The sequence below is a fragment of the Enterobacter sp. JMULE2 genome (genome assembly GCF_013337145.1).
GTDB classification, from domain to species: domain Bacteria; phylum Pseudomonadota; class Gammaproteobacteria; order Enterobacterales; family Enterobacteriaceae; genus Enterobacter; species Enterobacter mori.
In genome coordinates, this window is the sequence record NZ_SGWD01000015.1 from 82,382 (window position 1) to 100,771 (window position 18,390).

The window sequence follows — 18,390 nt, forward strand, 5'->3', positions numbered from 1 at the left end:
AGGCTATCGGGTCGGGCATGAGCCTGCATCCCTGCAGGCCACGCCCTCTCGGCGCATCCCTGCGCCTCGCCCCGGCCTTACGGAAACGCTTCGGCGATTTACAGCCGGACCAGGGCGTCGCTGTAAGTCATTAATTTTGCTGAAGCAACGTTTATCGCTTCAAGTAAAAAAATGACTGGGGATTCCTCAGCCTTGTGGGGGAGGAAATTTTACCTCCTCCCCCGTCCTCCTCCCCCAATAAATCACGTCATGGTGAGCTATCCTTAATCACCCTGTGGCAAGGTGACGTCAATTTCATCAAAGGGGATTCGTGATGTTAAATGCCTGGCACCTTCCGGTTGCCCCATTTGTTAAGCAAAACAAAGACAACCTTGTGATTACGCTCTGGCTGGCGGGGGAAAATCAGCCTGAACGGGTGACACTCCGCGCTGAAATAGATAACGAAGAGACCGGGCTGAAAATGCACAAGCTGCGCAGCCAGCCGCAGCCGGGGATCACGGCGTGGCGGGCGAATATCGACCTGAATAGCGGACAGCCGCGTCGCCGTTACAGCTTCAAACTGCTGTGGAATAACCGTCAGCTGTGGTTTACCCCGCAGGGGTTTAGTCGTTTCCCGCCCGCACGGCTGGAGCAGTTTGCGGTCGATTACCCGGATAACGGCCCGCAGTGGGTTAACGATCAGGTCTTTTACCAGATTTTCCCGGACCGCTTTGCGCGCAGCGAAAAGCGCACCGCACAGCAGGATAAGGTTTATTACCACCATGCGGCGGGTCACGACGTCATTATGAAAGCGTGGGATGACCCGGTGACGGCGCAGGCTGGCGGCTCGACCTTTTACGGCGGCGATCTCGATGGCATCAGCGAAAAACTGCCGTACCTGAAAAAGCTTGGCGTGACGGCGCTCTACCTGAACCCGGTGTTTAAAGCCCCAAGCGTGCATAAATACGATACGCAGGATTATCGCCACGTTGACGAACAGTTTGGCGGTGACGAGGCGCTGCTGCGCCTGCGTAAGAACACCCAAAATGAAGGCATGCGGCTGATCCTGGACGGCGTGTTCAACCACAGCGGAGATTCACACGCCTGGTTTGACCGCCATAATCAGTCGATGGGAGGGGCATGTCATAACCCGGACTCGCCGCAGCGCGACTGGTACAGCTTTAACGAGGAAGGCCGCGCCCTGGACTGGCTGGGTTACGCCAGCCTGCCGAAGCTGGATTTCCAGTCGCCAACGCTCGTGAATGAAATCTACGGCGGCGAAGACAGCATCGTCCGCCACTGGTTGAAAGCGCCGTGGAACATGGATGGCTGGCGTCTGGACGTGGTGCATATGCTCGGTGAAGCGGGCGGGGCGCGGAACAATCTTCAGCACGTCGCCGGGATTACGCGCTCGGCAAAAGCGGCCCAGCCTGAAGCGTTTGTCTTCGGCGAGCACTTTGGTGACGCGCGCCAGTGGCTGCAGAACGATGCGGAAGATGCGGCAATGAACTATCGCGGCTTTACCTTCCCGCTGTGGGGATTCCTCGCTAACACCGATATCTCCTACGATCCGAACCATATCGACGCTGAAACCTGCATGGCGTGGATGGAGAACTATCGCGCCGGTCTGTCTCATCAGCAGCAGCTGCGGATGTTCAACCAGCTCGATAGCCACGACACCGCGCGCTTTAAATCCCTGCTCGGCAAGGATGTGGCGCGTCTGCCGCTGGCGGTGACCTGGCTCTTCACCTGGCCTGGGGTGCCGTGTATTTATTACGGAGACGAAGTGGGGCTGGACGGCAACAACGATCCGTTCTGCCGCAAAACCTTCCCGTGGGAGCCGGCGAAACAGGACAAGGTGCTGTTCAGCCTGTATCAGCGGCTGGCGAAGCTGCGTAAACAGAATCAGGCTCTGCGCTACGGTGGCTGTCAGGTGGTCTATGCGCACGATAACGTGGTGGTGTTTGCCCGCGTCTATAACCAGCAACGCATGCTGATCGCCATCAACCGGGGTGAGGCCTGCGAAGTGGTGCTGGATGATTCACCGCTGCTGAAGGTGGCTATGTGGAAGAATAAAGAGGGCAAGGCAACGATACAGGACGGCGTGCTGGCGCTGCCTGCGGTATCCGCGACGATCTGGTCCGGCAGCTAAGACCTGCTAATGTTTCCACCTTTTAAGATGGCGCAAATGCAACTATTTGTGTCAATCTTAACGGATCGTTTACGGTGAAGGTGGAAACATGGACGAGCTTTACATCCTTGGCTGTTTGTTCCTGGTTTTTGCGCTGGGCGTTGCACCCGTGCTTGCGGTTATCGGCTTTAACCGAAGCACGGCGGCGAAACAGGAGATCGCCCGGCTGCGCCAGCGCATTGAGGCGCTCGAGCAGCGCGGCGTCGCGGAGAAAGTGCCGGAGCCTGAACGGGCCGCCGCGCCGGCGGCAGTGACCGCGCCGGTGGTTGAGGACGCTCCCACGCCTGTCGACCCCTGGTGCTCCGATACTCCCACTGCCGTGGCAAAACCCGCTCCGGCCCCGGCACCTGCGGCAAAACAGCCTTCTGCCTTTGCCGGCATACTGACGTCGCTGGTGCGCTGGTTCATGCAGGGTAATCCGCTGGCGAAGCTTGGGATCCTGCTGCTCTTCCTCGGTCTTTCATTCCTGCTGCGCTATACCGTTGAACATTCCCTGTTCCCGCTTGAGCTGCGCCTCGTGGCAACGGCGCTGTTTGCCATCGTTCTGCTGGCGGTTGGGTGGCGGCTGCGGCACAGGCAGCGTGTCTATGCGCTGATCCTCCAGGGCGGGGCGACCGGCGTGCTCTACCTGACGGTGTTTGGCGCATTCCGGCTCTGGCAAATGCTGCCGATGACGCTGGCCTTTGCGCTTCTGGTGGTGATATGCGCGGCGAGCGTCGGGCTGGCGGTGCTGCAGAAGGCGCTGAGCCTCGCCATGCTGGCGAGCCTCGGCGGGTATCTTGCGCCGCTGCTGTTGTCCACCGGGGGCGGCAGCTTTGTCGCGCTGTTCTCTTTCTATCTTCTGCTTTCTATCGGCATTCTCGTTATCAGCATCTGGCAGCACTGGCGCGAGCTGAATCTGCTCGGGCTGCTGTTTACGTTCGGCGTGGGCGGCCTGTGGGGGCTGAGTGACTACCAGCCTGAAGATTATTGGGTCTGCCAGCTGTTCCTGATTGCCAATACGTTGATATTCGGCGTCCTGAGCGTGGCGCTGTCGCTGCGGGCGCAGGAGAAAGGGAAGCAAATTATTGACGGTGTGCTGCTGTTTGCCCCGCCTCTGGTTGGTTTTGGAATGCAGTATGGCATGACTCAGCACTGGACCTACGGTCCGGCGCTCAGCGCGCTGGGGTACGGCGCATTTTATCTTTCCCTCGCGTTCCTTGCGCTGCGGCGCTATCCCTCCATCGGACGGCCGCTGGTCATGGCCGCGCTGGCCATCGGCGGCGGATTTGCCACGCTCGCCATTCCACTGGCGCTGTCGGCGCGCTGGACGGCGATGGCCTGGGCGCTGGAAGGGCTGGGTATCCTCTGGCTGGGCGTGCAGCAGCATCAGCGTCACATGAGCTATAGCGGCACGGCGCTGCTGGTGCTGGCGCTCGGCAGCGCGCTGTGGGCGCAAACGGACGGCGTGACGTCGCTGAGCCTGCTGCTGATCTTCACTATCCTCAGCCTTTGCTGGCTGGCTGCGGCCTGGCTGTGGCGGACTCTCTTTATGCCGGTCAGCTGGGCGCTGCTGGCCGGTGGGCTGCTGTTCTGGCTCGTGGCGCTCTTGGGCGCATCGGGGCTGGTGATGACGCAGGAATTACCGATTCTGGCGGGCGTGCTGGCACTGACGGCGGCGTCGGTCTGGAGCTGGCGGCAGGTGGCTGCGCGTTTAGCGTGGCGGGAGCTGGATGCCAGCAAATGGCTGCTGTGGCCGGTTATGCTGCTGATGGTGGGATATCAGCTCTGGCACCAGCAAATCGTTGCCGCCGGTTGGTCGAATCTGGCCTGGTGCGTTGCGCTTCCTGCTGCGCTGATGCTGCTGCGGCGCGACGGTAAAAGGCTCCTGCCGCGCATCGCGATGGGGCTGCATGTGTCGCTGTTATGGATGATTTTACTGGCGCTGGCCGCCGAGCTTTACTGGTTTGCCCGGTCGTTGCCGTGGGGCATGGCGGCCTGGGGCAGCGGATTAGCGATGGCTGCAGGCGGCGGGGTGATTATGGCGCTCTCTGCAGCCGTAAGGCGTCGCGGGTGGCCGTTCCGGGAGTGGCCTGCGCTCTATGCCTGCCTGGCACCGATCCCCGTGGTCGTGGCGCTATTGGTATTGCTGGTGGTGACCAATTTCCAGGACGGTGTGGTGTATCGTCAGACCTGGCTGCCGCTGATAAACCCACTTGAGGAAGGCGCTGCGTTCGCGCTGCTGGGGCTGGTGGTCTTTTATCGGGCTGTGGATCGCTACTACCCGGCGTGGCTCTCGCAGGCCCGCCCGTGGCCTGCCGTCGCGATGATGGCATTTGGCTTCTGGTGGCTGAACGGTGCGCTGATGCGCGCGCTGGCCTGGTACGGCGACGTGGCCTGGAATATGGCATCGCTGTGGGATTCGCGGCTTATCCAGACCAGTTTTGCCCTGTTCTGGATGCTGAGCGCGCTGGTGGTCATGATCCATGCCACCCGTCGGGCTTCCCGGCAGGAGTGGCTTTGCGGTGCCGCGCTGCTGGGTGTGGTGATAGTTAAACTGATGCTGGTGGACAGCGCGGGCGGAGGCGGTTTGTCCCGCGCGGTGGCGTTTATCGGCGTGGCGATACTGGTTCTGATCGTGGGGTATTTCTCCCCGCTGCCGCCCAAAACAGGAGATGAAAAATGAAATGGATGAAAGCGGTAGCCTGTACCGCGCTGCTGGCGCTTTCCGGCCCGGCGTTCTGCAACGAGGGGCAAACGGAATCGCCCCGGGACTATGCCTTTGGTCTTTCACTCGATACGTCGGTTCCTTCCCGGTGGTATCGGGTGATGCTGCCGCTGGCCGTCTATGAGCAAAGCACGTCGCCGGATCTGCATGATGTCCGCGTCTTTAATCAGTCGGGCGAGCCGGTTCCCTTCAGCCTGGTCAGCGCGACGCGTCCGCAGGCCCCAGCGCAATCCACCGCGCTGCGCCTCTTCCCGCTGGACGCCTCGCCGCTTGCGGCTTCGCGAGGATCCGGTGACAGCGATAAGATCCTACTCCGTTCCGGAAATGGCGTTGAGATTGTGCTGGAAGGACAAAAAGCCGCCGCAGCCGGGCAACATTATCTGCTGACCCTGCCTGAGCAGGCGACGGAAGAGATGGGCATATCCCAGCTGCAGCTGCTCTGGAATACCCCTCAGACGCCGTGGCAGGGAACGGCGTCGGTCTATTACAGCGAGGATCTTAAGCGCTGGTATACCCTGCGCGAGGATATGCCATTGCTGGACGTCGTCAGCGGCCAGGATCGTCTTAAGCTCGATCGGATCGATACCGATACGGTTTTATCTCCCGATGCGAATCGCTATCTCATGGTGGTGCTGAACGCGCAGAGCCAGGGGATAACCTTGACCGGCGTAAACGCAATCAGCGCACCAGCCCAGGCGGCCCCGGAAGCGGTCGACCTTGAGGGAGAAGGGGAGCAGCTATCGACAAGCGAAGCGCAGTGGCACTGGGCGCGCCCGCAGCCGCTGAGCGCTGTCAGCATCTCACTGAATGGCGATGGCGTTCTTCCCGTGGAGATCGCGTGGCGGAGTACGGAAAAAGACGCATGGCATCCCCTGAAAAAAGATGTCCTTTACCGTCTTGAGGGAAAAACGTCGCCACCGGTTTCGCTTCACGGGGGCCTGGTGCAGGCAGTGAAAATCACGACGCTGAATGCGCGTCTGCCAGAATACCTGCCGAGCGTCACGGGACATCGCGACCGCTACGATCTGGTGTTCAACGCGCAGGGGAAAGCGCCGTACGTGCTCGCCTGGGGCAACGGGGCGGCAAAGCCTGCCAGCGTGGAGCCCGGCATGCTGATCCCGGCCGATTTGCGCAAGACCTATGATATGGCGAACCTGCCGCAGGCCGACATTCAGGCTGATGTCGCATTAGGCGGCGAGGGGCGGCTGACCGCTACCTCTGCGGCCGAGCGGGAGAGCAGGATGAACACGCTGCTGGTATGGGGCGTGCTGATTGCAGGGGTGATTCTGCTGGCGGGCATGGCCTGGTGCATCTGGCGAGAGACGCAGCGTAAGGCATAAAAAAAGGCCCGCATAAGCGGGCCTTCGTCGTAAACCGTGCCGATTACAGGCTGGATACGTTCTCGGACAGGTATTTAGCCACGCCGTCTGGAGACGCGTTCATACCTTCTTTTCCTTTTTCCCACTGAGCCGGGCACACTTCACCGTGCTCTTCGTGGAACTGCAGCGCGTCAACCATGCGCAGCATTTCGTCGATGTTACGACCCAGCGGCAGATCGTTCACAACCTGGTGACGAACGATGCCGTTTGCGTCGATCAGGAAAGAACCACGCAGGGCAACGCCAGCGTCCGGATGTTCGATACCGTAAGCCTGCTGGATTTCGCGTTTGATGTCCGCAACCATTGCGTATTTCACCGCACCGATGCCGCCATTTTCGACAGGGGTGTTACGCCATGCGTTGTGTACAAATTCAGAGTCGAAGGAGACGCCAACCACTTCCACGCCACGCTTCTGGAATTCTTCATAACGTTTGTCGAACGCGATCAGCTCAGACGGGCAAACGAAAGTGAAGTCCATTGGCCAGAAGAACAGAACGGTCGCTTTACCGTTGGTATGCTGTTTGAAGTTGAAGTTTTCAACGATTTCACCGTTGCCCAGAACTGCTGCAGCTGTAAAATCCGGAGCCGGACGAGTTACCAGAACCATATGATTCTCCTGTAGATACTAAGGTTATTTGGAACGCAACGCGGGCCAGTATAGAGAGTGTTCGGGAATAAGACAAAGAGGTGGTGACAATCGTTCCGTCAGCTTTTACCTATCAATCATACCGGCATCACAGTTCTTTATTTTTCGCCTGCGTCATCATACGCGGGTAGAACTGCCAGAAGCGGGTTTCCAGCGCATCGTAATGTTCATCCAGGTCATGCCATGAGTCGCGCAGCGCATCCAGACGCGGGCGGCGGCTCGCCATCCCATTCAGCACGTTCTGGATGAAATCCATCTCGCCGTAGCGCTCCAGCCAGCGTTCCGACCACAGGTAGTTATTCAGATTCACAAATCGCGGCGGTGAGTCCGGTAAAATAATCGACACCTGCTGATGGGCATAGCGCACAAATTCGGGCAGCGGCATCTCCGGCGACAGCTGTTCCCAGTGGCGCGACAGGAAGTGATCCCACATCACATCAAGCGTGATCGGCGCAACGCGGCGCGTCTCAGGGCGAAACCACGCTTTGGCTTCCGTCACTTCCGGCAGGTTATCGGTCAGCACGTCGATGCGGCGGTGCATAAAAATTCCGTCGACAACCTCAGGGGAATACGCTTCTGCGGGGTTGCCGCGTACAAAATCGGCCAGCAAATTGCCGGAAAGGGAGCTGTCAGCGAGGTGTGCGAGATGCAGATGAGCGAGAAAATTCATGCGTTTTATTTGTCCGGGGGCGGCTAGTTGTTGCAGCAAAAGGGTGTGAGCACTAGACTATGCCGCCTGTTTTTAAGTCACGAGTATACGTCATGCGCGTCGCCGATTTCTCCTTTGAACTACCTGAATCCCTGATTGCTCACTATCCCATGCCTGAGCGAAGCAGCTGTCGCTTACTGTCACTGGATGGGCCGACGGGCGAGCTGACGCACGGTACTTTCACCGATTTGCTCGACAAGCTCAACCCTGGCGATCTGCTGGTCTTTAACAACACCCGCGTGATCCCGGCGCGCCTGTTTGGCCGTAAAGCCAGCGGCGGCAAGATTGAAGTGCTGGTCGAACGTATGCTCGATGATAAACGTATTCTGGCACATATTCGCGCCTCCAAAGCGCCGAAGCCGGGCGCTGAACTGCTGCTGGGCGATGACGAGAGCATCAAAGCAACCATGACCGCGCGTCACGACGCGCTGTTTGAGGTGGCGTTTGACGACGAGCGCACGGTTCTCGATATCCTGAACGCCATCGGCCACATGCCGCTGCCGCCGTACATTGAGCGTCCTGACGAAGAGGCCGACCGCGAGCTGTATCAGACCGTCTACAGCCAGAAACCGGGTGCCGTAGCCGCACCAACCGCGGGCCTGCACTTTGATGAGCCGCTGCTGGAGAAACTGCGCGCGAAGGGCGTAGAGATGGCGTTCGTGACGTTGCACGTTGGTGCGGGCACCTTCCAGCCGGTGCGCGTGGACAGCATTGAAGACCACATCATGCACTCTGAATACGCCGAAGTACCGCAAGAGGTTGTGGATGCGGTGCTGGCGGCGAAAGGCCGCGGTAGCCGCGTGATTGCTGTGGGCACAACTTCCGTACGTTCGCTTGAGAGCGCCGCGCAGGCCGCGAAAAGCGATCTTATCGAGCCGTTCTTTGGCGATACGCAGATCTTTATCTACCCGGGCTATCAGTACAAAGTGATTGATGCGCTGGTGACCAACTTCCATCTGCCTGAATCGACGCTGATTATGCTGGTTTCCGCGTTTGCCGGTTATCAGCATACGATGAACGCCTACAAGTCTGCGGTAGAACAAAAATATCGCTTTTTTAGCTACGGGGACGCGATGTTTATCACGTACAATCCGCAGGCTTTGAATGAGCGTGTCGGGGAATAAGTCCGCGGCACCGTTTTACAACGTTGGACTGTTTTTCTGACGTCGGAGAAAAAATGAAATTTGAACTCGATACCACCGATGGCCGCGCGCGTCGCGGTCGCCTGGTGTTTGATCGCGGCGTGGTTGAAACCCCCGCGTTTATGCCTGTGGGCACGTACGGCACCGTAAAAGGGATGACGCCGGAAGAAGTTGAAGCCACTGGCGCACAGATTATCCTCGGTAACACCTTCCACCTGTGGCTGCGTCCGGGTCAGGAGATCATGAAGCTCCACGGCGACCTGCATGACTTCATGCAGTGGAAAGGTCCCATCCTGACCGACTCCGGCGGCTTCCAGGTATTCAGCCTGGGCGATATCCGCAAGATCACCGAAAAGGGCGTTCATTTCCGTAACCCAATCAACGGCGATCCGATTTTCCTCGATCCCGAAAAATCGATGGAGATTCAGTACGATCTCGGCTCCGACATCGTAATGATCTTCGACGAATGTACGCCGTACCCGGCGGACTGGGACTACGCCAAGCGCTCCATGGAAATGTCCTTGCGCTGGGCGCAGCGCAGCCGCGACCGTTTTGACTCCTTACAGAACAAAAATGCGCTGTTCGGCATCATCCAGGGCAGCGTTTACGAAGATTTACGCGATATCTCCGTTAAAGGTCTGGTAGAGATAGGTTTTGATGGCTACGCTGTCGGCGGTTTGGCTGTGGGTGAGCCGAAGGAAGACATGCACCGCATTCTGGAGCATGTCTGCCCGCAAATCCCGGCGGATAAACCACGATACCTGATGGGGGTGGGTAAACCAGAAGACCTGGTTGAAGGCGTTCGTCGCGGCATTGATATGTTCGACTGCGTCATGCCAACCCGCAACGCGCGTAACGGTCATCTGTTCGTAACCGATGGCGTGGTGAAAATCCGTAACGCGAAGCATAAGAGTGACACCAGCCCGCTCGATTCCGAGTGCGATTGCTATACCTGTCGCAATTATTCTCGCGCGTATCTGCATCATCTCGATCGTTGTAACGAGATTTTGGGCGCGCGTCTCAATACCATTCATAATCTTCGTTATTATCAGCGCTTAATGGCTGGTTTACGTAAGGCTATCGAAGAGGGTAAATTAGAGAGCTTCGTGACCGATTTCTACCAACGTCAGGGCCGGGATGTCCCACCTTTGAACGTTGATTAATTTTAATAATGAGGGAATTTGAATGAGCTTTTTTATTTCTGATGCGGTAGCAGCAACAGGTGCTCCAGCGCAGGGCAGCCCGATGTCTCTGATTCTGATGCTGGTTGTGTTTGGTCTGATCTTCTACTTCATGATCCTGCGTCCACAGCAGAAGCGCACCAAAGAGCACAAAAACCTGATGAACTCCATTGCGAAAGGCGATGAAGTACTGACCAACGGTGGCCTGGTCGGTCGCGTGACCAAAGTAGCGGAAAGCGGCTACATTGCAATCGCGCTGAACGACACCACTGAAGTGGTTATCAAACGTGACTTCGTAGCTGCCGTTCTGCCGAAAGGCACCATGAAGGCGCTGTAATCCCAACTTTTCCCAAAGGGAACTGCCGTGTTAAACCGTTATCCTTTGTGGAAGTACATCATGCTGGTCGTCGTGATTCTCGTCGGCCTGCTGTACGCGCTTCCCAACCTGTATGGTGAGGATCCGGCCGTTCAAATCACTGGCGCGCGCGGTGTCGCCGCCAGTGAGCAAACGCTGATCCAGGTCCAGAAAACGTTACAAGAAGAAAAAATTACCGCTAAGTCTGTGGCACTGGAAGAGGGCGCAATTCTTGCTCGCTTCGACACCACCGACACGCAGCTCCGCGCCCGTGAAGCGCTGATGGGCGTGCTGGGTGATAAGTATGTCGTGGCGCTTAACCTTGCTCCTGCAACCCCGCGTTGGCTGGCTGCGCTGAACGCAGAGCCAATGAAACTCGGTCTTGACCTGCGTGGCGGCGTTCACTTCCTGATGGAAGTGGATATGGATACCGCGCTTGGCAAGCTGCAGGAACAGAACATCGACAGCCTGCGCAGCGATCTGCGTGAGAAAGGCATTGCGTACACTACCGTGCGTAAAGAAGATAACTACGGCATGAGCATCACGTTCCGCGACAGCGCGGCACGCGACCAGGCTGTAACTTACCTGTCTCAACGTCACCGCGATCTGGTCATCACCTCTCAGGGCAGCAACCAGCTGCGTGCGGTGATGACGGATGCACGTCTGAGCGAAGCGCGTGAATATGCCGTTCAGCAGAACATCAACATTCTGCGTAACCGTGTAAACCAACTGGGCGTGGCTGAGCCGCTGGTACAGCGTCAGGGTGCTGACCGTATCGTGGTGGAACTGCCGGGTATCCAGGATACCGCGCGTGCGAAAGAGATTCTGGGTGCGACTGCAACCCTGGAATTCCGCCTGGTTAACTCCAACGTCGATCAGTCTGCTGCCGCCTCTGGCCGTATCCCGGGCGACTCCGAAGTGAAAGAGACCCGCGAAGGTCAGCCGGTTGTGCTGTACAAACGCGTGATCCTGACCGGTGACCATATCACCGACTCCACTTCAAGCCAGGATGAATACAACCAGCCGCAGGTTAACATCTCGCTGGATAGCGCGGGTGGTAACATCATGTCTAACTTCACCAAGGACAACATCGGTAAACCGATGGCGACCCTGTTCGTGGAGTACAAAGACAGCGGTAAGAAAGACGCCAACGGTCGTGCCGTGCTGGTGAAAGAGGAAGAGGTGATTAACATCGCCAACATCCAGTCTCGCCTGGGTAACAGCTTCCGTATCACCGGTATCAACAACCCGAACGAAGCGCGCCAGCTGTCACTGCTGCTGCGTGCCGGTGCGCTGATTGCGCCAATTCAGATTGTTGAAGAACGTACCATTGGTCCAACCCTGGGTATGCAGAACATCAAACAGGGTCTGGAAGCGTGTCTGGCCGGTCTGGTGGTCTCTATTCTCTTCATGATCTTCTTCTATAAGAAGTTTGGTCTGATCGCGACCTCCGCGCTGCTGGCAAACCTTGTGATGATCATCGGCATTATGTCCCTGCTGCCGGGGGCGACGCTGACCATGCCGGGTATTGCGGGTATCGTTCTTACCCTTGCGGTGGCGGTCGACGCCAACGTACTGATAAACGAACGTATCAAAGAAGAGTTGAGTAACGGTCGCTCTGTGCAACAGGCGATTGAAGAAGGCTATAAAGGGGCGTTCAGCTCCATCTTCGATGCGAACGTAACAACACTGATTAAGGTTCTTATCCTGTATGCAGTGGGTACTGGCGCGATCAAAGGCTTTGCAATTACAACCGGTATCGGTGTTGCAACGTCAATGTTTACCGCTATTGTCGGCACCCGTGCCATCGTGAACCTGCTGTACGGCGGCAAGCGCGTCAAAAAGCTGTCTATCTGAGGAGTGCGTTGTGGCACAGGAATATACTGTTGAACAATTGAACCACGGCCGTAAAGTCTGGGACTTTATGCGCTGGGACTACTGGGCCTTCGGCATTTCAGGTTTTCTGCTGATTCTGTCCATCGTCATTATGGGCGTGAAAGGCTTTAACTGGGGTCTCGATTTTACCGGTGGTACGGTAATTGAGATTTCCCTGGAAAAACCGGTCGATATGGACCAGATGCGCGAATCGCTGCAGAAAGCGGGCTTTGAAGAGCCGCTGCTGCAGAACTTCGGCAGCAGCCGCGACATCATGGTGCGTATGCCTCCGGTACACGACGCCAACGGCAGCCAGGAGCTCGGTAGCAAGGTTCTGAAGGTTATCAACGAATCGACCAGCCAGAATGCGGCGGTGAAGCGTATTGAGTTCGTTGGCCCGAGCGTGGGTGCGGACCTGGCGCAAACCGGCGCGATGGCGCTGATGGTGGCGCTGATTTCCATCCTGATCTACGTTGGCTTCCGCTTCGAGTGGCGACTGGCGGCAGGTGTGGTTATCGCGCTGGCGCACGACGTGGTGATCACCATGGGCGTACTGTCTCTGTTCCATATTGAGATTGACCTGACGATTGTGGCATCCCTGATGTCCGTCATCGGTTACTCACTGAACGACAGTATCGTGGTATCTGACCGTATTCGTGAAAACTTCCGTAAGATCCGTCGCGGTACGCCGTACGAAATCTTCAACGTGTCGTTGACCCAGACGCTGCACCGTACCTTGATCACATCCGGAACGACCTTAATGGTTATCCTGATGCTGTATCTCTTCGGTGGTCCGGTGCTGGAAGGCTTCTCGCTGACCATGCTGATCGGTGTGTCTATCGGTACGGCGTCGTCTATCTACGTCGCGTCCGCACTGGCACTGAAACTCGGCATGAAGCGCGAGCACTTGCTCCAGCAGAAAGTCGAAAAAGAAGGGGCGGATCAGCCGTCAATTCTGCCGTAAGACAGTGTCTTAGACGTTATCGAAATCCCGGTCTGTTGGCCGGGATTTTTTTTATCTGCTCCTGACAAACACTCCTGACAGTATGCTGTCAGGAGCCCTGTCGTAGACTCCTTCTGAACCCAACAACAGGCAGGAGGAAGTATGAAAAGTGTGATTAACTGGTTTGAAATTCCGGTCGCCGATATGGATCGCGCCATCAAATTTTATGAACCGGTAATGCAGGTTACGCTGAAGCGCGAGAAAATGGACGTGGCAGAGCTGGCGATTTTCCCGCACGAAGACCCGGCAACCGGCGGCGCACTGGCGAAGTTTGACGGCATTACGCCGTCGCAGCAGGGCGCTATTATTTATCTGCATACTGACAATCTGGTGGCCACGCTCGATCGTATTGCCTCTGCGGGCGGTGCGTGCGTCTTTGGTCCGCTGGAATTGCCGCGAGGCATTGGCACCATTGCCTTGTTCACCGACAGCGAAGGTAATCGCGTCGGCCTTCATCAACCGGCCTGAGAGCAAAAGAGACGATGACCCGACGCGCTGACCGTTTGTTTCAGATTGTGCAGATCCTGCGGGGCAGGCGTCTGACAACGGCAGCGCATCTGGCGGAGCGGCTTGGCGTCTCCGAGCGCACGGTCTACCGCGATATCCGCGACCTGTCTCTCTCTGGCGTGCCGGTAGAGGGCGAGGCGGGGAGCGGATACCGGCTGATGTCGGGCTTTGACCTGCCGCCGCTGATGCTGACCAATAAAGAGTCCGAGGCGCTGATGGTGGCAATTCGTCTGCTGAAAACCTGGGGAGGGGAATCGCTGTCCCGCGAGCTGGAGTCGGCTCAGGAGAAGGTGCTGGCGATCCTGCCCGAGGAGAGCCGACGCAAGGCGGAGCAGACGCGGATTTATGCGCCGGATATTGCGCTTCAGCCCCATTCCCGCAGCGGATTTGATGTGATTCATCAGGCGATCTCTGCGCAGCGCGTGCTTGCCCTGCATTACCGTGATGAGGCCGGGCAGTTAACCTGGCGTGAGGTGCAGCCGCTTGGGCTGTTCTTCTGGGGGGAGCACTGGCTGTTGGCTGCGTGGTGCGAGCGGCGCGATGACTACCGCTGTTTCCGGCTCGACCGATGCCTCAATATTGTGCAGACGGAGAGGCGGTTTAGCGAGAGTGCGGACAGGTCATTGGCGGATTTTTTGCGCAAGGTGAAGCAGTAAAAAGCCGGGTGGCGGCTACGCCTTACCCGGCCTACATCCGGATCGTAGGCCCGGTAAGCGTAGCGCCACCGGGCGAAATCCGCACTGTTTAGAAGTTATAACCTACAACCAGGTAACCACCCCAACCGGTAGAACGGACGCTGAAATCGCCGTTACCGAAGTTCAGGCTCGCGTCGTCGTTCCACTGACCACCGTTATGCCAGTAACGCGCAACAACAGAGTAGTGCCAGTGATCGTAGTTCAGCGCCAGGATGTGGCTGGAAGCGATGGAGTCGTTGGTGCGCGCTTTCTTACCGTTCAGATCGCGGAAGTCGTTGTCGCCCAGGTCTGAGCCCCAGTCAAAGTTGGTGAAGCCGATGTAGCTCAGGTTGCCGCCCCACAGCTGGGTGATTGGCACAAAGTATTTCACTTTGAAACGGTAGCCGTCCCACTCGTTTTCGTTCGCGGCGCCGTAGTTCTGCCACTGGTACTTCGCGTACACGTTCATGGACAGGCTCATTGGCAGACCGGTATCGATGTCCGTACCCAGACCCATGTACCAGGTGCTCTGACGACCGGACTTGTTACGGCCCATGTCGTAGATATAGTTGTTTGCGAAGTACCACTCTTTGAACGGACCAAACGCCAGGCTGGTGCCAGTCAGCTTATCAATAGAGAAGCGTGGTTCGATCTCCATGAACAGCGGGGAACCGTGGTTCCAGATACCTTTCGCGTCGGTGTTACCACCGAAGAATACCGGCGCATCCATATAACCATAGAAATCAAACCAGTCTTTCTTGGCGAACGCTTCGTATTCCAGGTAGGTATCGTTGCGGATCTGAGGTCCGAAACGGGTGTGGTAGCTGCCAACTACGTTAACGCTCTGGTGCCACCAGTCGGAGAGGTATTGTGGTTTATCGTTTTCCGCTGCGTTAACAGTGAAAGAGGAGGAGAGTGCCAGTACAGCACCGGCTGCGAGTAATGTTTTTTTCATAATCATGCCACTGATTGAAATTCCCTTCCGGGAGTGAAAAATGCGCGATTTGCGTATCAAAATATTTCGTGTTTCTGCGGAGCCTATTATAGGAATCCTTGCTCACAAAAATATGTGTTGTTTCACATATCTCTCACATGCGTAATCGATTGCGTTCACGTTTGCGTACTTTAAACGGCCGGGATTGTAACGGCAAACATTTATGTTGCCAATCCATACGAAATGTAAATGTTAGCGGAGTGACATTTCACTCCGCTAAAAGAGGAGGTTATTGCGCGGCGGGTTGAATGTCGTGAATGCGGATAAAGCCCAGCTGTTCTGGGGTGAGCCCACTCAGCTGTAGCGGGATATCAACATCGCTCGGGGCCAGCGTGCTGGCGGGGGCGGTGAAGAGCTGGTTCTTCACGTTCACTTCCTGGTAGCTTTCCGTGGTGCCCTGAATCTGGCCCCACTCTACGGTGCCGCTGAACGCGGGAAGCGGATCGTTGGATTCACCCTGAATGCGTAATGTTGCGCGAGTACCATCGGCATTCGCTGCAACATTCACCAGAGACATCTTTAACGTGCCAATCTGGCTGTTCAGGCGGGCAGGCGTGTTGGCGCCCGGCAGCAGATAAACCCCGCTGCTGGACTTCGCATTGAGGGCGTTTTGCTGGGTGATCTTCACTGTCTCTTTGTTCAGTTTGTCCATCGCCGTATTGAGCGTATTCACGCTCTGTTTCATCTGACGGACTTCGGTCTGCTGTGCACAGGCGCTAAGGGTAAAGAGGCTCCCCACCAGCAAAATTTTCAGATAACGTCTTGTCATTGCGTTTATTTCCTTGAAATAACGGATCGCTCTAATGGTAGCCAGCTTCATTGTGTCTGACATAGATCCTTTATCTCAAAAAGCTCTTCCTTTGTTGTCAGGCCAGATCAGGGTAAAATGAAAATCAGTTAACCGGATTACAGGGATACCGTATGCATTGCCCATTCTGCTCCGCTGTGGATACCAAAGTCATCGACTCTCGCCTGGTGGGCGAAGGGTCTTCCGTACGCCGTCGCCGACAGTGTCTGGTGTGCAACGAGCGTTTCACGACCTTTGAAGTTGCAGAGCTGGTAATGCCGCGCGTGGTGAAAAGTAACGACGTGCGCGAGCCGTTCAATGAAGAAAAGCTGCGCAGCGGAATGCTGAAAGCCCTCGAAAAACGGCCCGTCAGCGCAGACGATGTCGAAATGGCGTTAAACCACATCAAGTCTCATCTTCGTGGCTTAGGTGAGCGCGAGGTGCCGAGCAAAATGATTGGCAACCTGGTGATGGAACAGCTGAAAAAGCTCGATAAAGTCGCCTATATCCGCTTCGCCTCTGTCTACCGCAGTTTCGAAGATATCAAAGAGTTCGGCGAAGAGATCGCCCGCCTACAGGATTAAGCCCATGCAGGACGAGATGTACATGGCACGAGCCATGAAGCTGGCGCAGCGTGGTCGTTTTACTACCCACCCGAACCCGAACGTGGGGTGCGTTATTGTCAAAGAGGGCGAGATCGTGGGCGAAGGCTATCACCTTCGTGCGGGCGAGCCCCACGCCGAGGTGCATGCCTTGCGCATGGCGGGCGAGAAGGCGCGCGGCGCAACGGCCTACGTTACGCTCGAGCCCTGCAGCCATCACGGGCGTACGCCGCCGTGCTGTGAGGCGCTGATTGCAGCGGGTGTGTCGCGCGTTGTTGCATCAATGCAGGATCCGAATCCGCAGGTGGCCGGACGCGGTCTGTATCGCCTGCAGCAGGAAGGCATTGACGTCAGCCATGGGCTGATGATGCAGGACGCGGAAGCGATTAACAAAGGCTTTCTGAAGCGCATGCGTACCGGGTTCCCGTATATTCAGCTTAAGCTGGGCGCTTCGCTGGATGGACGTACGGCGATGGCAAACGGCGAAAGCCAATGGATCACGTCGCCGCAGGCAAGGCGCGATGTGCAACGTCTGCGTGCGCAAAGCCATGCTATCCTCACCAGCAGTGAAACCGTTTTGGCTGACGATCCGGCCATGACCGTGCGCTGGGACGAACTGAGTGCCGATACCCAGGCGCTTTACCCGCAGGAGAACCTGCGTCAGCCGCTGCGCATTATTATTGATAGCCAGAACCGCGTGACGCCGGATCACCGCATCGTGCAGCAGCCGGGTGAAACCTGGATTGCCCGCACGAAAGAAGATACGCGTGAATGGCCGGAAGGCGTGCGCAGCATCATGGTGCCGGAGCATAACGGGCATCTGGATTTAGTCGTGCTGATGATGTTGCTCGGCAAGCAGCAGGTCAACAGTATCTGGGTCGAAGCCGGGCCTACGCTCGCCGGTGCGCTCTTACAGGCTGGGCTGGTGGATGAACTGATTGTCTACGTTGCGCCTAAACTGTTAGGGCACGACGCGCGCGGCCTGTTTGTGCTGCCTGGCCTTGAAAAACTGGCCGACGCACCTCAACTCAGATTCAGCGAGATTCGTCCGGTGGGTCCGGATGTCTGCCTCCATTTAACGACAGCGTAATTGCTCCCGAAATAGGGAAGCAGTGCGCAAAGTATTATGATAAAATCCGCCCCCCTGCGGGGCCAAATGAACCCGTAAAGGAAGAGTATGAACATTATTGAAGCTGCTGTAGCTACCCCGGACGCTCGCGTCGCCATCACCATTGCGCGTTTCAACAACTTCATCAACGACAGCCTGCTGGAAGGTGCGATTGACGCCCTGAAACGTATCGGCCAGGTTAAAGATGACAACATTACCGTTGTTTGGGTTCCAGGCGCTTACGAACTGCCACTGGCGGCGGGCGCGCTGGCGAAAACCGGTAAATACGACGCGGTGATTGCGCTGGGTACCGTTATTCGTGGCGGCACTGCGCACTTCGAATACGTTGCGGGCGGTGCAAGCAACGGTCTGGCACACGTTGCGCAGGATGCTGAAATTCCTGTCGCATTCGGCGTGCTGACTACCGAAAGTATTGAACAAGCCATCGAACGTGCTGGCACCAAAGCCGGTAACAAAGGTGCAGAAGCTGCACTGACCGCGCTTGAAATGATCAATGTATTGAAAGCCATCAAGGCCTGATTTTTTTGTAA

General features: G+C 57.0%; 17 protein-coding genes. 13 read left to right on the forward strand and 4 right to left on the reverse strand.

Annotated features, from left to right (window positions below; all coding sequences use genetic code 11):
* Positions 1-313: 313 nt before the first annotated feature.
* The 3 genes from malZ (at position 314) to EXW94_RS18440 (ending at position 6,217) form a co-directional block, all read left to right on the forward strand.
* Positions 314-2,131, forward strand: coding sequence for a maltodextrin glucosidase (gene malZ / locus EXW94_RS18430; protein WP_174340712.1), 1,818 nt, complete (start codon positions 314-316; stop codon positions 2,129-2,131).
* An 88-nt stretch (positions 2,132-2,219) separates the two neighbouring features.
* Positions 2,220-4,835, forward strand: coding sequence for a DUF2339 domain-containing protein (locus EXW94_RS18435; RefSeq protein ID WP_174340713.1), 2,616 nt, complete (start codon positions 2,220-2,222; stop codon positions 4,833-4,835).
* Positions 4,832-6,217, forward strand: a complete 1,386-nt coding sequence (locus EXW94_RS18440; protein WP_174340714.1) for a DUF3999 domain-containing protein — start codon at positions 4,832-4,834, stop codon at positions 6,215-6,217. The genes EXW94_RS18435 and EXW94_RS18440 overlap by 4 nt, the downstream gene beginning before the upstream one ends.
* A 43-nt stretch (positions 6,218-6,260) precedes the next feature.
* Here EXW94_RS18440 and EXW94_RS18445 read toward each other — a convergent pair whose 3' ends face one another.
* Together EXW94_RS18445 and acpH are read right to left on the reverse strand one after the other, a co-directional pair.
* Positions 6,261-6,863 carry a peroxiredoxin C gene (locus tag EXW94_RS18445; RefSeq protein ID WP_010428037.1) on the reverse strand — a complete coding sequence of 201 codons (603 nt, stop codon included), beginning with the start codon at positions 6,861-6,863 and terminating at the stop codon, positions 6,261-6,263.
* A gap of 127 nt (positions 6,864-6,990) precedes the next feature.
* Entirely contained in the window at positions 6,991-7,572 is a 582-nt protein-coding gene (acpH, locus tag EXW94_RS18450) for an ACP phosphodiesterase (RefSeq protein WP_120159543.1), read from the reverse strand.
* Between the two features lie 92 nt (positions 7,573-7,664).
* On the opposite strand from acpH, the gene queA reads away from it, so the two are divergent.
* From queA to EXW94_RS18485, 7 genes are all read left to right on the forward strand, one after another.
* Positions 7,665-8,735, forward strand: a complete 1,071-nt coding sequence (gene queA, locus EXW94_RS18455) for a tRNA preQ1(34) S-adenosylmethionine ribosyltransferase-isomerase QueA (protein WP_126816838.1) — start codon at positions 7,665-7,667, stop codon at positions 8,733-8,735.
* Between the two features lie 53 nt (positions 8,736-8,788).
* On the forward strand, positions 8,789-9,916 hold the full coding sequence (gene tgt, locus EXW94_RS18460; RefSeq protein WP_089599266.1) for a tRNA guanosine(34) transglycosylase Tgt: 1,128 nt from the start codon (positions 8,789-8,791) through the stop codon (positions 9,914-9,916).
* Between the two features lie 22 nt (positions 9,917-9,938).
* Positions 9,939-10,271, forward strand: a complete 333-nt coding sequence (gene yajC / locus EXW94_RS18465; RefSeq protein WP_003021544.1) for a preprotein translocase subunit YajC — start codon at positions 9,939-9,941, stop codon at positions 10,269-10,271.
* A gap of 27 nt (positions 10,272-10,298) precedes the next feature.
* A complete protein-coding gene (gene secD / locus EXW94_RS18470; protein ID WP_174340715.1) occupies positions 10,299-12,146 on the forward strand; it encodes a protein translocase subunit SecD in 1,848 nt (615 codons plus the stop codon).
* 10 nt (positions 12,147-12,156) lie between these two features.
* A complete protein-coding gene (secF, locus tag EXW94_RS18475) occupies positions 12,157-13,128 on the forward strand; it encodes a protein translocase subunit SecF (protein WP_089599268.1) in 972 nt (323 codons plus the stop codon).
* A 141-nt stretch (positions 13,129-13,269) separates the two neighbouring features.
* Entirely contained in the window at positions 13,270-13,635 is a 366-nt protein-coding gene (locus EXW94_RS18480; RefSeq protein WP_148400296.1) for a VOC family protein, read from the forward strand.
* Positions 13,636-13,649: 14 nt separating this feature from the next.
* Positions 13,650-14,330: a YafY family protein gene (locus tag EXW94_RS18485; RefSeq protein WP_108415701.1), complete on the forward strand. Its 681-nt coding sequence runs from the start codon at positions 13,650-13,652 to the stop codon at positions 14,328-14,330.
* An 88-nt stretch (positions 14,331-14,418) separates the two neighbouring features.
* Here EXW94_RS18485 and EXW94_RS18490 read toward each other — a convergent pair whose 3' ends face one another.
* Both EXW94_RS18490 and EXW94_RS18495 read right to left on the reverse strand, forming a co-directional pair.
* Positions 14,419-15,303, reverse strand: a complete 885-nt coding sequence (locus tag EXW94_RS18490; RefSeq protein WP_010428066.1) for a nucleoside-specific channel-forming protein Tsx — start codon at positions 15,301-15,303, stop codon at positions 14,419-14,421.
* Between the two features lie 268 nt (positions 15,304-15,571).
* Positions 15,572-16,111 carry a DUF3251 domain-containing protein gene (locus EXW94_RS18495; RefSeq protein ID WP_174340716.1) on the reverse strand — a complete coding sequence of 180 codons (540 nt, stop codon included), beginning with the start codon at positions 16,109-16,111 and terminating at the stop codon, positions 15,572-15,574.
* A 152-nt stretch (positions 16,112-16,263) separates the two neighbouring features.
* Between EXW94_RS18495 and nrdR the strand changes: the two genes are divergently transcribed.
* From nrdR to ribE, 3 genes are all read left to right on the forward strand, one after another.
* Entirely contained in the window at positions 16,264-16,713 is a 450-nt protein-coding gene (nrdR, locus tag EXW94_RS18500) for a transcriptional regulator NrdR (RefSeq protein WP_006176872.1), read from the forward strand.
* Between the two features lie 4 nt (positions 16,714-16,717).
* Entirely contained in the window at positions 16,718-17,821 is a 1,104-nt protein-coding gene (gene ribD / locus EXW94_RS18505; RefSeq protein ID WP_120159549.1) for a bifunctional diaminohydroxyphosphoribosylaminopyrimidine deaminase/5-amino-6-(5-phosphoribosylamino)uracil reductase RibD, read from the forward strand.
* Between the two features lie 87 nt (positions 17,822-17,908).
* Positions 17,909-18,379: a 6,7-dimethyl-8-ribityllumazine synthase gene (ribE, locus tag EXW94_RS18510; RefSeq protein WP_006176874.1), complete on the forward strand. Its 471-nt coding sequence runs from the start codon at positions 17,909-17,911 to the stop codon at positions 18,377-18,379.
* The last annotated feature ends 11 nt before the right edge of the window (positions 18,380-18,390 follow it).